The sequence below is a fragment of the Solibacillus sp. FSL W8-0474 genome, from assembly GCF_038004065.1.
Lineage (GTDB): Bacteria > Bacillota > Bacilli > Bacillales_A > Planococcaceae > Solibacillus > Solibacillus faecavium.
Map to the genome: position 1 here is coordinate 991,699 of NZ_JBBOQJ010000001.1, position 14,411 is coordinate 1,006,109.

The 14,411-nt window shown below is 39.3% G+C and carries 14 protein-coding genes; all 14 read left to right on the plus strand.

From position 1 onward, the window contains the following. Position 1: 1 nt before the first annotated feature. On the plus strand, positions 2-3,565 hold the full coding sequence (gene smc, locus NYE67_RS04840) for a chromosome segregation protein SMC (RefSeq protein ID WP_340729349.1): 3,564 nt from the start codon (positions 2-4) through the stop codon (positions 3,563-3,565). Between the two features lie 13 nt (positions 3,566-3,578). Next, complete coding sequence (gene ftsY / locus NYE67_RS04845) at positions 3,579-4,820, plus strand: signal recognition particle-docking protein FtsY (RefSeq protein WP_340729350.1); 1,242 nt, start codon at positions 3,579-3,581, stop codon at positions 4,818-4,820. Between the two features lie 134 nt (positions 4,821-4,954). Continuing rightward, complete coding sequence (locus tag NYE67_RS04850; RefSeq protein WP_191698434.1) at positions 4,955-5,290, plus strand: putative DNA-binding protein; 336 nt, start codon at positions 4,955-4,957, stop codon at positions 5,288-5,290. 12 nt (positions 5,291-5,302) lie between these two features. Then, the gene (gene ffh, locus NYE67_RS04855; RefSeq protein ID WP_340729351.1) at positions 5,303-6,661 is read left to right on the plus strand and encodes a signal recognition particle protein; all 1,359 of its coding nucleotides are present in this window, start codon (positions 5,303-5,305) and stop codon (positions 6,659-6,661) included. A 94-nt stretch (positions 6,662-6,755) separates the two neighbouring features. Then, on the plus strand, positions 6,756-7,028 hold the full coding sequence (rpsP, locus tag NYE67_RS04860; protein WP_191698432.1) for a 30S ribosomal protein S16: 273 nt from the start codon (positions 6,756-6,758) through the stop codon (positions 7,026-7,028). A 27-nt stretch (positions 7,029-7,055) separates the two neighbouring features. Next, a complete protein-coding gene (locus NYE67_RS04865; RefSeq protein ID WP_008403311.1) occupies positions 7,056-7,289 on the plus strand; it encodes a KH domain-containing protein in 234 nt (77 codons plus the stop codon). 248 nt (positions 7,290-7,537) lie between these two features. After that, on the plus strand, positions 7,538-8,059 hold the full coding sequence (gene rimM / locus NYE67_RS04870; protein ID WP_340727206.1) for a ribosome maturation factor RimM: 522 nt from the start codon (positions 7,538-7,540) through the stop codon (positions 8,057-8,059). Beyond that, entirely contained in the window at positions 8,056-8,784 is a 729-nt protein-coding gene (trmD, locus tag NYE67_RS04875) for a tRNA (guanosine(37)-N1)-methyltransferase TrmD (protein ID WP_340727207.1), read from the plus strand. Before rimM ends, trmD begins: the two co-directional genes overlap by 4 nt. A gap of 131 nt (positions 8,785-8,915) precedes the next feature. Beyond that, on the plus strand, positions 8,916-9,260 hold the full coding sequence (rplS, locus tag NYE67_RS04880) for a 50S ribosomal protein L19 (RefSeq protein ID WP_191698429.1): 345 nt from the start codon (positions 8,916-8,918) through the stop codon (positions 9,258-9,260). A gap of 179 nt (positions 9,261-9,439) precedes the next feature. Next, positions 9,440-10,003 carry a signal peptidase I gene (gene lepB / locus NYE67_RS04885; RefSeq protein ID WP_318245167.1) on the plus strand — a complete coding sequence of 188 codons (564 nt, stop codon included), beginning with the start codon at positions 9,440-9,442 and terminating at the stop codon, positions 10,001-10,003. Between the two features lie 204 nt (positions 10,004-10,207). Then, entirely contained in the window at positions 10,208-11,161 is a 954-nt protein-coding gene (gene ylqF / locus NYE67_RS04890; RefSeq protein WP_340729352.1) for a ribosome biogenesis GTPase YlqF, read from the plus strand. 186 nt (positions 11,162-11,347) lie between these two features. Continuing rightward, a complete protein-coding gene (locus tag NYE67_RS04895; RefSeq protein ID WP_191698427.1) occupies positions 11,348-12,121 on the plus strand; it encodes a ribonuclease HII in 774 nt (257 codons plus the stop codon). A 4-nt stretch (positions 12,122-12,125) separates the two neighbouring features. Continuing rightward, complete coding sequence (locus NYE67_RS04900) at positions 12,126-14,042, plus strand: hypothetical protein (protein ID WP_340727209.1); 1,917 nt, start codon at positions 12,126-12,128, stop codon at positions 14,040-14,042. Further along, positions 14,039-14,329: an EscU/YscU/HrcU family type III secretion system export apparatus switch protein gene (locus NYE67_RS04905; RefSeq protein WP_191698425.1), complete on the plus strand. Its 291-nt coding sequence runs from the start codon at positions 14,039-14,041 to the stop codon at positions 14,327-14,329. The genes NYE67_RS04900 and NYE67_RS04905 overlap by 4 nt, the downstream gene beginning before the upstream one ends. Positions 14,330-14,411: the final 82 nt, after the last annotated feature.

Genomic DNA, 14,411 nt, shown 5'->3' on the forward strand with positions numbered 1-14,411 from the left:
CATGTTCCTTAAGAGACTCGAAGTAATAGGTTTTAAATCTTTTGCCGAGCGAATCGGAATTGATTTTGTTCCGGGTGTTACAGCAGTTGTAGGACCAAATGGTAGTGGGAAAAGTAATGTAACAGATGCTGTTCGCTGGGTTTTGGGTGAACAGTCTGTTAAAAGTTTACGTGGTGCTAAAATGGAAGATGTTATTTTTGCAGGAAGCGAATCACGTAAAGCATTGAATTTTGCGGAAGTAACACTTGTATTGGATAATACGGATCAGCAAGTAGCGATACCATACACTGAAGTTAGCGTAACAAGACGTGTATACCGTTCAGGTGAGAGTGAATATCTGCTTAACAATCAACAATGCCGCCTAAAGGATATAACAGACTTGTTTATGGATTCCGGGCTTGGAAAAGAAGCTTTTTCCATTATTTCGCAAGGACGCGTTGATGAAATTTTAAACAGCCGTCCCGATGATCGCCGCAGTATTTTTGAAGAAGCAGCTGGTGTACTAAAATACAAGCAGCGCAAGAAAAAAGCGGAGCATAAGCTTGTTGAAACGGATGAGAATTTAAATCGTGTTCTGGATATTCTGCATGAAATTGATCAGCGTCTTGAACCGTTAAAAATTCAGGCATCGAGTGCAAAAGATTATGTACGTATGACAGAGGAATTAAAAGATTTTGATATTGCATTAATGGTGCACGACATTAGTACATTTGAAAATACATTGCAAAATTACAATAAAGAACAACAAAAATTAAATGCAGCCGAGAAAGAACATGCAATCGAAATATCAAAAGTTGAGCAACAGTTACGTAAAATGCGTAATGAGTTAAAAGCAATTGATGACGTATTGGATAGTTCCCAAGAGCAGCTTGTTGAAGCCAGCGCGGAAGTAGAGCGCTGGGAAGGACGAAAAGCGCTATTTAATGAAAAGCGCTCAAATGCTGAAAAGCAAGCGCAACAATTGCGTGACACTTTAACAGAAGCATCGAACACTGTTATTGAGTTGGAACAGGCAAAGCTGGAAAAGCATCAGCAATTTACTGAAAAACAAAAAATAGTTTCGCAAATCCGTTCGACCCTGAAACAAGTTGATCAGGCATTAACGCGTTCTGCTTCTGAAATTGAACAGGAAATTGAAGAAGCAAAAAATACGTATATCAATTTGCTTAATGAAGAAGCAACAGTTAAAAATGAATTAAAGCATATTGATCAACAATTAACGCAAGAGCAAGCCTCTGTAGAACGTATGACAGGTCGTTCTACTGAAGTCCAAAAAGATCTGACGGAAGCCCTTTTGGCAAAACAAATGACAGAGCAGGCACTTGAGCAGGCAGTGCAATCCGTTAAAGAGCAACATAGCCAATTTGATGTAATGCAAGTTCAATTAAAAACTGCTTCTTCGGATTTAGATGAAAAGCAGGCGCTATTGTATAAGGCGTATCAACATCATCAGCAATTAAAGGCCCGAAAAGAAACATTGGCGGAATTAGAGGCTGATTTTTCTGGCTTTTTCCATGGTGTTAAGGAAGTGTTATTAGCACGGGATCGTGGGGAACTGCATGGAATTGAAGGCGCTGTAGCAGAACTAATTCAAGTTGAGGCAAAGTACTCTCAAGCGATTGAAACTGCATTAGGTGCAGCATCTCAGCATATTGTTACTGTAAACGAACAACATGCTCAAAAGGCAATAAGCTGGCTAAAGCAAAAGCGGGCAGGACGTGCAACATTTCTTCCGAAAACGGTTATGCGTTCCCGAAAAATCCATGCACAGCAATTGAGTGATATACAATCACATCCGGCTTATATTGCTTTAGGATATGAGCTTGTTAGCTATGCGCAGGAAAATACGACAATAATTGAAAACCTTTTGGGTAATGTACTTGTAGCCTCTTCATTAGAAGGCGCGAGTCAAATAGCTCGTTTATGTGGGTTTAAATATCGTGTTGTAACTCTTGAGGGGGATATCGTCAATGCAGGTGGTTCGTTGACAGGTGGTGCTTTAAAGCAACAAAGCTCACTATTTTCACGGAAAGCCGAGCTTGATAAACTTGTCGCTACATTAGAGGGAATGGAAGCAACAATCCAATCTGCCGAGCAGACAGTAGCAAAGAAAAAAGAACAAATTGCCGAAATGCGTCATGCATTGGAAGAGTTGAAGCTGCAAGGTGAGGCGATGCGGGAGCAAGAGCAGATTCATCGAGCAAAGCTTTTAGAGTTGGATATGATTGTAAAAAGTTTGCAAACGACTGCTACGATTACACAATCGGAGCAATCATCCGTTTCTACAAGGAAGCAATCGTTAAGTGTTGAGCAAAAAATTGCACAAAAACGATTAGCAGAATTGAGCGAAGAATTGCAGGAAATACAACAAACGGTTGATGAACTCACACTCGCTAAAACTCAAAGTGAAACGCAAAAAGATGTATTGCGTGAACAGTTGGCGGTCCAACGATCAGAACTTGCAGTTGCACAAGAACAGTTAACACAAGTACAGGCATCAATTGCAGGAATTGAGCTTAACTTAGCGAAAGCACAAAATACGGTCGAAAAAATTTCCCAGGAAATAGAGTGGATCGAATCTGAAGATGGGTTAAACGGTCCTTCTGCAGATGAGTTGGCACAAACGATTATTCAATGGGTGACGAAAAAGGAAGCATTAACAGATATTATTCAAAAAAACCGTACAACTCGTTCCATTTTACACGAACAGATTACGGAAAATGAAATTCATTTACAGGAAATTCAGCGTGTACATAAAAGTTATGTGGATGCATTGCGTTCGTTAGAATTAAAGCGCAGTCGTACTGAATTTGAAATGAATAATTTACAAGAGCAGCTACTTGAACAGTATGAGCTGGACTTCTTGACTGCTCAGGACGAAGTAATTGATATAGAGAACGAAGAAGATGTACGCCGTAAAGTAAAACTGTTAAAACAATCGATCGAGGAACTCGGTCCAGTTAACTTGTCAGCAATCGAAGAGTTTGATCGTGTGCAGGAACGTTATACATTTTTAAGTGAACAGCGAGAAGATTTAGTCTCTGCAAAAGATACGCTCCACAAAGCGATTGGTGAGATGGATGAAGAAATGACGGAACGGTTTAGCGACACATTTAGGCAAATTCGTCAGCAATTCGTTATTTCATTCAGGGAGTTATTTGGAGGCGGTACAGCAGATTTAGTGTTGGTGGATCCAAATAACATGCTAGAGACAGGCATTGAAATTATTGCTCAACCACCAGGTAAAAAACTGCAGAGCTTAAGTTTGCTCTCTGGTGGTGAACGTGCATTGACAGCCATTGCTTTATTATTTGCTATATTAAATACGCGGCCTGTTCCATTCTGTATTTTGGATGAGGTTGAGGCGGCATTGGACGAATCGAATGTAGCCCGATATAGCGATTATTTACGTAAATATAGTGAGCATACACAATTTATCGTCATTACTCACCGTAAAGGTACGATGGAAGGTGCGGATGTTCTATATGGTATTACAATGCAGGAATCAGGTGTGTCGAAGCTTGTTTCGGTAAAACTGGAAGAACAAACGGAATTAGTAATGTAAGGGAGTGTCATAAATGAGCTTTTTTAAACGACTAAAAGAAAAGCTAACTGGCGGCAACGAGGAACTGGAACAAAAAGTTGACCAACCAGAGCTTGATGAACAGCAACCGGCTGATAAGCCCGAACCTGAATTAATTGAAGAAACGGCAGTTCAAAACTCCGTGGAACAAGAAGTGGTTGAAGTAGAAGCTTCAAATCAAGAAGAATCGACTCCTCAGGAAGAACCGGAACTGAGCGATAATGATACAGCGTTAGTAGTTGTTGAGGAGCAAGTGGAAGAAAAGAAACCTTCCGCATGGTCCATTACACAAAAATTCAAAGCCGGTTTGGAGAAGACTCGTAATTCATTTACTTCAAAAGTGAATGATTTAGTAGCCCGTTACCGTAAAGTTGACGAAGATTTCTTTGAAGAACTTGAGGAATTACTACTACAGGCAGACGTAGGATTTGAAACGGTTATGGATTTAATGGATAAGTTGCGCTACGAAGTACAGCGTCAAAATATTAAAGATACAAATGGTATTCAATCTATTATTTCTGAGAAATTAGTTGAAATCTATGAGTCTGGCGAAGAAAACTTAACGGACTTAAATATTCAGCAAGATGGCGATTTAACGGTTATTTTGTTCGTAGGTGTTAATGGAGTTGGTAAAACAACGACAATTGGTAAATTAGCGCATCGTCTGAAATCTGAAGGTAAATCGGTTATGCTTGCTGCGGGAGATACATTCCGTGCGGGCGCAATCGATCAATTACAAGTGTGGGGCGAACGTGTTGGCGTGGAAGTAATTGCGCAATCAGAAGGTTCTGATCCTGCAGCAGTAATGTATGATGCAATTCGTGCAGCGAAAAAACGCGGTGTTGATATTTTAATTTGTGATACAGCAGGTCGTTTGCAAAATAAAGTGAACTTGATGAACGAACTTCAAAAAGTACACCGTGTCATTTCACGCGAGATTCCAAATGCACCTCATGAAGTACTATTGGCATTGGATGCAACAACAGGTCAAAACGCGCTTGTACAGGCACAAACTTTTAAAGAAGTAACGAATGTTACAGGCATTGTGTTAACGAAATTGGACGGTACTGCTAAAGGTGGTATTGTATTGGCTATTCGCAATAAGTTACACATTCCAGTAAAATTCGTTGGCCTAGGTGAAAAAATGGATGACTTGCAGCCATTTGATGCAGAACGTTATGTATATGGATTATTTGCTGAAGGTCTGGAAAAAGAACTAGAGAAAATAGAAGATTAAATATAAGCGAGCAACAGATGGAATTTGTTGCTCGTTTTTTCCGTTAACATATCTCTTGGACAAGGAGATTACCTTGACAGTAAGTGCTCACAAGATTATGATAAGATAGACAAATTATGATTGGAGAGATAAAAATGCTACTTGAAAAAACAACACGCATGAACTTTCTCTTCGACTTTTATCAAGCATTATTAACTGACAAACAGCGCAGCTATATGGAACTTTATTACTTAGACGATCACTCGTTAGGAGAAATCGCCGAAAGTTATAATATTTCACGCCAGGCTGTTTACGATAATATTCGCCGTACTGAGGCGATGCTTGAAGAATATGAAGATAAATTAAATTTATTTGAAAAGTTTCAACAACGTCAACAAGTGCTAAAACAATTGACGGATGCGATACAAGATGAGGCTTCTACAATAGAAGCGAAACTGGCATTGGTTGAACAATTAAAGGAATCGGATTAGGAGGCGAACGAGTTGGCTTTTGAAGGTTTAGCAGAGCGACTCCAAGGTACGATCCAAAAGATTAAAGGTAAAGGGAAAGTTACGGAACAAGACGTTAAAGAAATGATGCGTGAAGTCCGATTTGCCTTAATCGAAGCGGACGTAAACTTAAAAGTAGTAAAAGAGTTCGTTAAAAAGGTTAGTGAGCGTGCGGTAGGCGTCGACGTTATGAAGTCATTAACGCCTGGTCAGCAAGTCATTAAAATTGTACAGGATGAATTGAAGAACTTAATGGGTGGAGAACAAAGCCCTATTAAATTTAACAACCGTCCCCCAACAGTCATTATGATGGTAGGGTTACAAGGTGCCGGTAAAACGACGACTACAGGTAAATTGGCAAATGTATTACGTAAAAAATACAATAAAAAACCACTATTAGTAGCAGCGGATATATACCGTCCAGCCGCTGTTCAGCAATTACAGACTATAGGGAAACAGCTTTCTTTACCAGTGTTCTCACTTGGTACAGATGTCTCTCCAGTCGAAATTGCACGTCAAGCAATTGAACATGCAAAAGAAGAACATCATGATGTTGTATTAATCGATACTGCGGGTCGTCTCCATATTGATGAAGAGCTGATGCAGGAACTGAAAGACATTCGCGGATTAAAAGAGCCGGATGAAGTATTTTTAGTTGTAGATGCGATGACAGGTCAAGATGCGGTAAATGTTGCGCAAAACTTTAATGAAGCAGTCGGCATTACGGGCGTTGTTTTAACGAAATTAGATGGTGATACACGTGGTGGTGCGGCTTTATCAATCCGTGCCGTAACTGAAAAGCCGATCAAATTTGTTGGTATGGGTGAAAAAATGGATGCATTGGAGCCATTCCATCCAGAACGTATGGCATCACGTATTTTAGGAATGGGTGACGTATTATCACTCATTGAAAAAGCACAGGCGAACGTTGATATGGAAAAAGCGAAAGAACTTGAAGAAAAGTTTATGACGCAATCATTCACGTTTGACGACTTTATTGAGCAACTTCAAGCCGTGAAAAAAATGGGACCGCTGGATGAATTACTGAAAATGATTCCAGGTGCGAACAAAATGAAGGGCTTAGATAATGTCAAAGTCGATGAAAAGCAAATGGGGCGCATTGAAGCGATTATTTATTCGATGACACCAAAAGAAAAGACAAACCCTGAAATTATTTCGGCGAGCCGCAAAAAACGTATTGCAACTGGTTCAGGTACGACTATACAAGAAGTAAACCGCTTATTGAAGCAGTTTGAAGATATGAAAAAAATGATGAAACAAATGACAGGTATGACGCAGGGTAAAGGTAAGAAAAAGATGAAAATGCCTGGTTTAGATTCGTTATTTAAATAAAAAAATAGGGTGTTAAGAAAAAACACTTTACAAACCACTAAGACATTGATAATATAATATCTTGTGTGAAACTTATTCGGAGGTGCTATATAAAATGGCAGTTAAAATTCGCTTAAAACGTATGGGAGCTAAAAAATCTCCTTTCTATCGTATCGTAGTTGCAGACGCTCGTTCACCACGTGACGGCCGTCAAATCGAAACAGTAGGTACTTACAACCCACTTACAGTTCCAGCTACAGTACAAATCGATGAAGAGAAAGCTCTTAAATGGTTAGCTGATGGTGCAAAACCATCTGATACTGTACGTAACCTGTTCTCAGAACAAGGTATCATGGAGAAATTCCATAACGCTAAATACAGCAAATAATTCAATGATTAATTCGGAGGTGGCATTATGCAGCAGCTGATTGAAGCAATTGTTAAACCATTGGTCGATTATCCTGAAGACGTTCGTATTGAGACGGACGAAACTTCAAATCGAGTTGTTTATAAGCTTTTTGTTCATCCAGAGGATCGAGGGAAAGTGATAGGCAAGCAAGGACGTGTTGCGAAGGCAATTCGTACGATTGTGTACTCAGCAGCGGGCGGCCACCAGAAGAAAAAGACGTATGTCGATATATTGGATTAATAAAAGAAGGGTGGCATTTTGCTAACCCTTCTTTTTTTGTTATGATAATTCAATCAGCAATATTTTATTGAACAATTACAACTAGTTGATTGAAATGGAGGTGGCGACTCCAGCGGGAAAAGCGAAATTTATTTTGCGACGAAAGCGTAGTGTTAGGAGCCATCGCCTGAGACGTTCGTGTAGTCCGTGCCCGCGGAAAGCATCCACCATCATTTAAAATCAACAGACTCTAAAAAGGTGGAATATACATGGAATGGTTTAATGTAGGACGTATTGTAAATACACATGGAGTTCGTGGAGAACTTCGGATTTTATCGACAACAGATTTTGAAGAAGAGCGTTTTGCTGTAGGTTCTAAATTAGCGGCATTTAAAAAGGATGATAAAAAGCCGACTTGGGTAACAATCGCTTCATCACGTCGCCATAAAAACTTTATTTTAGTAACATTTGAAGGAATGGAAAACATTAACCTAGTGGAGCCTTTTAAGGAAGGTCTACTGAAAATAACGATGGATCAGCTGGAAGAAGACGAGCTGGATGAAAACGAATACTATCACTTTGAAATTAAAGATTGTGAAGTGTTTTCAGAAGAAGGCGAATTAATTGGAGTTGTAACCGACATTCTGGAAACAGGCGCCAATGATGTTTGGGAAGTTAAAGCATCAAGCGGTAAAAAGCATTACATTCCTTATATTGAGGATATCGTAAAAGAAATCGATGTCGAAGAGAAGAAAATTATTATTCATGTAATGGAAGGTCTATTAGAATGAAGATTCATGTATTGAGTTTATTTCCCGACATGTTTTCCGGTGTCTTTGGTGCATCGATATTAAAAAAGGCTCAGGAAAAAGGTGCGGTGGAGTTAGCAGTAACAGATATTCGAGACTATAGTGTAAATAAGCATAAGCAGGTTGATGACTACCCGTATGGTGGTGGTGCCGGAATGGTATTAAAGCCCGAGCCAATGTTTAATGCTGTTGAGGCTATTACAGAAGGTCGCAAACCACGCGTTATTTTAATGTGCCCGCAAGGTGAGCGCTTCACCCAGAAAAAGGCAGAAGAATTAGCGAAGGAAGAAGATTTAGTATTCCTATGTGGTCATTATGAAGGCTATGATGAGCGTATTCGTCAATACCTTGTAACAGATGAAATTTCCATTGGGGACTTCGTGTTGACAGGTGGAGAGCTTCCAGCGATGACGGTGATCGATGCAGTGGTTCGCTTATTGCCGGGGGTACTTGGGCAAGAAGATTCGCATATCCAGGATTCATTTTCTACAGGGCTACTAGAGCATCCGCATTATACACGACCAGCTGATTTTAGAGGTATGAAAGTACCGGATATACTGTTGTCAGGTAATCACGCGAAGATCGATGCCTGGCGTGAGGAGCAATCATTTGTCCGTACATTGGAACGCAGACCCGATTTGTTCGATGCATTAGAATTGACGGATAAACAATTGAAATTGCTTGAAAAGATTAAGAGTGAAATGTAAAGCAAAACTACTTGCAAGCTTGTAAAATTTATGATAAGATTCATTTTGTGCTTCTATGTAGGCACTGAATTACGGTGTTCCGCTGTGGCTGAGATTAGCGTGCAAGAGCATCTGTCCAAGGAGAGAAAACAATGTCAAACATTATTACAGAGATTACTAAAGATCAATTACGTTCAGACTTACCGTCATTCAAACCAGGTGACACAGTTAAGGTACACGTTAAAATCGTTGAGGGTACTCGTGAGCGTATCCAATTATTCGAAGGTGTAGTTATTAAACGTCGTGGTGGCGGAATTAGCGAAACTTTCACAGTACGTAAAATTTCTTACGGCGTTGGTGTAGAGCGTACTTTCCCAGTACACACTCCAAAAATCGCTAATTTAGAAGTAGTTCGTAAAGGTAAAGTACGTCGTGCTAAACTTTACTACCTACGTAACCTACGTGGTAAAGCTGCTCGTATTAAAGAAATTCGATAAGAACTATTTAGAAGGGGCTTGTATCTACAAGTCCCTTTCTTTCTTTCTCAAATAAATTGTATTAAATATACGTTTATATACATAAAGCTTATTAGTTGGATAAATAAATACAGGTTAGATTTTTGCTTGAAATACATATTTCGTATACAATAAATGTGATGAGCAAGGGGGATAGCTACGTGGAAAAAACTGAAAAAGAAAAAAATGAGCTGTGGGAATGGACAAAAGCTCTACTTATTGCGTTTGCAATTGCCGCATTTATTCGCTACTTTTTATTTACACCGATTGTAGTAGATGGGGATTCAATGATGCCAACCCTTGAGAATGGTGATCGGATGATTGTTAACAAATTTAGCTATAAAATCGGCGAGCCTAGTCGCTTTGACATCGTCGTATTCCACGCACCTGAACAAAAAGATTATATAAAACGCGTCATTGGCGTTCCAGGGGACTTTGTGGAATATAAAGATGACCAACTATACATTAATGGTGAAGCAATTGATGAGCCATATTTAGATGCATATAAAGCACAAATTAGCGAAGGCAACTTAACAGGTGACTTCTCCCTAAAAGATATTGATCCATCATTAGATGTAATTCCGGAAGGTTATGTATTCGTAATGGGCGATAACCGACGCTTCAGTAAAGATAGTCGTCATATCGGTATTGTCGAACAAAAGGAAATTATCGGTAATACGAGTATTATTTTCTGGCCATTAAGCGAGATTGAAATCGTAAAATAATATTTATCGTTCTAAATTATAAATATTGTCTAAAATGAGGGGGATAGTTTAAACTCCTCATTTTTTTGTTTAAGAAATTATCATCATGACAATTGGAATAACTAAGCAATGGGTTTCTACTTTTAAAAAAATCGAGATGTCTAGGCTGAAAAAAGTAACACAATTGTAGATAAAGATATGAATTATTTTCAGGAGGGTACTAATATGACAATTCAATGGTTTCCGGGACATATGGCAAAGGCGCGCCGTCAAGTATCGGAAAGTTTAAAACTTGTAGATATCATTTTTGAACTGGTGGATGCACGTTTGCCTTTATCATCACGTAATCCGATGATTGATGAGGTAATTCATCAAAAACCACGTCTACTCGTTTTAAATAAACAAGATATGGCCGATGAGCATGAAACACGTCGCTGGATTCAATATTTCGCTGATAGAGGTTTCAAGGCAGTAGCGATCAACTCATTGGAAGGTAAAGGCTTACAGGCAGTGACAAAAGCTGCACAGGAGATCCTAGCTGACAAATGGGACCGTATGCGATCAAAAGGTATGAAGCCCCGTGCAATTCGGGCAATGATTGTGGGGATTCCGAATGTAGGGAAATCAACATTAATTAACCGCTTGGCAAAGAAAAACTTAGCGAAGACGGGAAATACACCAGGGATCACGAAGGCACAGCAATGGATTAAAGTCGGCAAGGAAATTGAACTTCTTGATACACCAGGTATATTATGGCCAAAGTTTGAGGATCAGGAAGTAGGCTACAAGCTTGCTCTGACTGGTGCCATTAAAGATACAATTACTAATATGGAAGACTTGGCTGTATATGGCTTAAACTTTTTAGCGTTACATTACCCAGCCCGAATGGAAGAACGGTATAAAATTTCTTCTGTGTCTGAAGAGTTAGTTGAAACGTTTGATGCCATTGGAAAATTACGTCGTGTATTTGGACAAGGTGGAGAAATTGATTACGATCAAGTAGCAGTGTTGATTGTACGTGATATTCGTGATCAACATCTAGGAAAGCTCACATTCGACTTTGTATCTGAGCAAATTGAAAAAGAACAATTAGCAGAAGCGATTGAGATAGAAAACGAAGAACGTCGAAAAAAAACAGCAGAACTTCGACGCCAACAAAAACAAGAAACCGAGCAATAAAATTAGGAACAAAGCCTTTTTCATTATTTGAAAAAGGTTTTTTCTTTTATAATGAAAAGAATAGACGATATAACAGTTAGAACTATAGTTAAGTTGATTGGAGTTAAGGGCAATAACAAATAATATACCCATATGAAAATCAACTCTATAAAATTACAGTGAACTTATTAGATTAGAGGAATATAAATGAAAACAATCAAAGAGATTACAGAAGTATTAAAAGGATCTACGCAAATTGAACCGTGGATGGATGAAATTGCACAAGATGACCGTGCAGGTGTTGTGAAAGTATGGGCGCAGTTTCAAAAACGTTTAGAAAAAATAGAGGTACTGCAAAAAGCACATGATGAAAAACTACAATTTGATGCAGGCTACCTACCATATGAAGATGCTTATATAGCAGGTACTGATGAGGCAGGACGAGGCCCATTAGCAGGACCTGTTGTAACAGCAGCAGTTATTTTGCCAAACTACTGTCAGGAGTTGCTAGGTGTTAATGATTCGAAGCTATTGTCAAAGGAAAAGCGTAAAGAGTATGCTGAGCGAATTAAAAAACATGCACTATACTATGCCGTTCATTTCCAAAGTGTTGAAGAAATTGATCGACTTAATATATATGAGGCGACACGGCAATCGATGTTAAAAAGTATAGAAGCACTTGAGGCAACGCCACATTTTATTTTAGCGGATGCAATGTCGCTTCCAGTAGCGATTCCCCAAGCTTCAATAATAAAAGGTGATGCACGCAGCTTAGCGATTGCAGCGGCGTCCATTTTAGCAAAGACAGCACGTGATGAGTATATGGAAAACTTGGATATACAATACCCTCAATACGGATTTGCCCAACATGCTGGCTATGGTACAAAGCAACATTTAGAAGCACTCCAGCAGCATGGACCGACAGTTCATCACCGAAAAACATTTGAACCGATTAAATCGATGCTTCAAAGAAGGGAGTAACGGCATGAACTTTGCATCATCAAATTCCATTCAAACGAATATGGCACAACAAATGACAACAAATCAGCCATTATCATTGAAACAAGATCAAATATTTCACGGGACGATAAAGCAGCTGTATCCAAATCAAATGGCGGAAGTTCAAGTCGGTAATCAAAAGCTCATGGCCAAGCTTGAGGTGCCTTTAAAGTTAGGGGACGCGCATTTCTTTCAAGTAACAGCAACTAATCCACAAACAGAGTTGAAAGTTGTAACAGGACCTATGTCGCAATCAATGACATCTGGACAACAAATATCCCAGCTATTGGACACGATGAATTTACCAAAATCAAATGAATTGCAACAAGTACTCTCGCATTTTATAAAGAACCAGCTCCCCCTTGCAAAAGAACAGTTGCTAGCTGCAGAAGGCTGGATGAAAGCCTTGCCTGCTGGAGTGGATAAAAACAATGCTCTGCAAGCATTGCAACGAATGGTTGAGTTAAAGATGCCATTTACGAATACAGTATTTCAAGCGTTAACACAAGGAATAAAAACTGATGGATTATCTACCAATTTGGAAAATTTAGCACAGTTGTTGGCAAATCAACCTGGTGGGAATGAATCGATTAAAACAAATTTACGTCAGCAAATTGAACTCCTTGCAAAGCCATTGAACAATGAAACAGGGGGCCTCCTTCTTGCACGAGCTACACAAACATTAGTAGATAATAGTGCGCCGATTTCTTCCAAGCTTCAAGCGCTAACCATCTTAAAAGAAGCCGGTATTTTACCGCAAAATGCGAATCTACAAAATTGGCAAACTGTTAATCAGCAAGCAAACCAGCAATCTATTAATCAGTCTCCTGCAACACCGCTATTAAAGGAAGCAGGGCAAATGCTACAGCAGTTGGCCCAAACTGCTCCTGAGCATATAAAGCCGATGCTGGACCAGGTAAAGGGTTGGATTAACAATGATAATCTGTTATCCCAAACACAAAAACAACAATTACAGCAATTATTGGGACGTTTTGAACAGTTACCTGCAACAAGGCAGGCAATAGAAGTACTGACTAATCAAGTACAGCAACAATTGACAAGTGGTTACAGTGAAAGTGTGACGTCAAGGTTATTTGTGCAAAATGACCAGGGGATTTCAGCAAAGGATCAACTTCTTTCGTTGATTAAGCCCGATTCTAATCTTCCACTTGCTGATCAGCTCTTGCGAAATTTAGTGAAAGTTACAGCTGATAGTCCGCAGCCAGTCATGCAAAGTACCCTTACTCAAGCTGAAGCACAAGTACAGGCAGCAGTAGACAGCCGTGCAATGGAACAAGCAATAAAAACAGTGTTAAAAGGGCTAGGAGTTAGCTATGAGGCGGCGCTTGCAAATAAGGCAGGAGATATTCAGGCGATTACACAGCAGCTTAAACCGCAGCTATTAGCGCTTCTTCAAGACGTACAGACACCCGCGGTTTTAAAGGATACGGCTGAAATGGTAATGGCTAGGCTTAATGGCATGCAGTTGTCTTCCGGGGAAAACGGGCACCAACATCAACTTATAATGCAACTGCCATTGGACTTTTTTGGTAAGAAAATGGATGCAACACTTCAATGGAATGGCCGCATGAAGGAAGATGGTAAAATTGATGCTAATTTTGCGCGGATTATGTTTTATTTAGATATGGAATCCCTGCAGCAAACCGTCATTGACATGCAAGTGCAAAATCGGGTAGTGACAATTAATGTATATAATGATATTCCACATTTGGATTCATTAGCTGAATCATTAAAAGCTACATTAAAAACTGGTTTACTGGACAAGGAATATACCTTGTCCGGTTTATTCATCAAACCTTTTGGAAATCAGGAAATAAAAACTGACACAAAAATTTCAAAACAATCGGAAGAACAACAAGGCGGTGTGGATATTCGGGTATGAACGAAAAAAAATATGTGCGAAAAGAAGCAATTGCCCTATCTTATGATTCTCAGAAAAGTAGTGGACCTACTGTTGTCGCAAAAGGGAAAGGTAAAATTGCCGACAATATACTAGAGAAAGCCTCAATGCATGATGTGCCTATATATGAAGATCCAAACTTAGTGGAACTGCTTGGCCAACTGGATTTAAATACGTCCATACCAGAGGAACTGTATCAGGCTGTTGCCGAAGTATTTGCCTTTATTTATCACTTGGATGAGAAGCATAAGCTGACGCTAAATAAGTGAAATTTATCTTGTTAGTAGAATATATCTTTCAGAAAATTAAAAAATATATTTGAAGAGAATTTTTTGACATAAAATAAAGTAA

Excerpts from the sequence above, each read along its gene's own strand:
- NYE67_RS04900 (WP_340727209.1), top strand. The coding sequence starts at position 12,126 with ATGAACTTTGCATCATCAAATTCCATTCAAACGAATATGGCACAACAA.
- trmD (WP_340727207.1), top strand. The coding sequence starts at position 8,056 with ATGAAGATTCATGTATTGAGTTTATTTCCCGACATGTTTTCCGGTGTC.
- ylqF (WP_340729352.1), top strand. The coding sequence starts at position 10,208 with ATGACAATTCAATGGTTTCCGGGACATATGGCAAAGGCGCGCCGTCAA.
- NYE67_RS04865 (WP_008403311.1), top strand. The coding sequence starts at position 7,056 with ATGCAGCAGCTGATTGAAGCAATTGTTAAACCATTGGTCGATTATCCT.
- NYE67_RS04895 (WP_191698427.1), top strand. The coding sequence starts at position 11,348 with ATGAAAACAATCAAAGAGATTACAGAAGTATTAAAAGGATCTACGCAA.
- ftsY (WP_340729350.1), top strand. The coding sequence starts at position 3,579 with ATGAGCTTTTTTAAACGACTAAAAGAAAAGCTAACTGGCGGCAACGAG.
- rpsP (WP_191698432.1), top strand. The coding sequence starts at position 6,756 with ATGGCAGTTAAAATTCGCTTAAAACGTATGGGAGCTAAAAAATCTCCT.
- NYE67_RS04850 (WP_191698434.1), top strand. The coding sequence starts at position 4,955 with ATGCTACTTGAAAAAACAACACGCATGAACTTTCTCTTCGACTTTTAT.
- rimM (WP_340727206.1), top strand. The coding sequence starts at position 7,538 with ATGGAATGGTTTAATGTAGGACGTATTGTAAATACACATGGAGTTCGT.
- rplS (WP_191698429.1), top strand. The coding sequence starts at position 8,916 with ATGTCAAACATTATTACAGAGATTACTAAAGATCAATTACGTTCAGAC.
- NYE67_RS04905 (WP_191698425.1), top strand. The coding sequence starts at position 14,039 with ATGAACGAAAAAAAATATGTGCGAAAAGAAGCAATTGCCCTATCTTAT.
- smc (WP_340729349.1), top strand. The coding sequence starts at position 2 with ATGTTCCTTAAGAGACTCGAAGTAATAGGTTTTAAATCTTTTGCCGAG.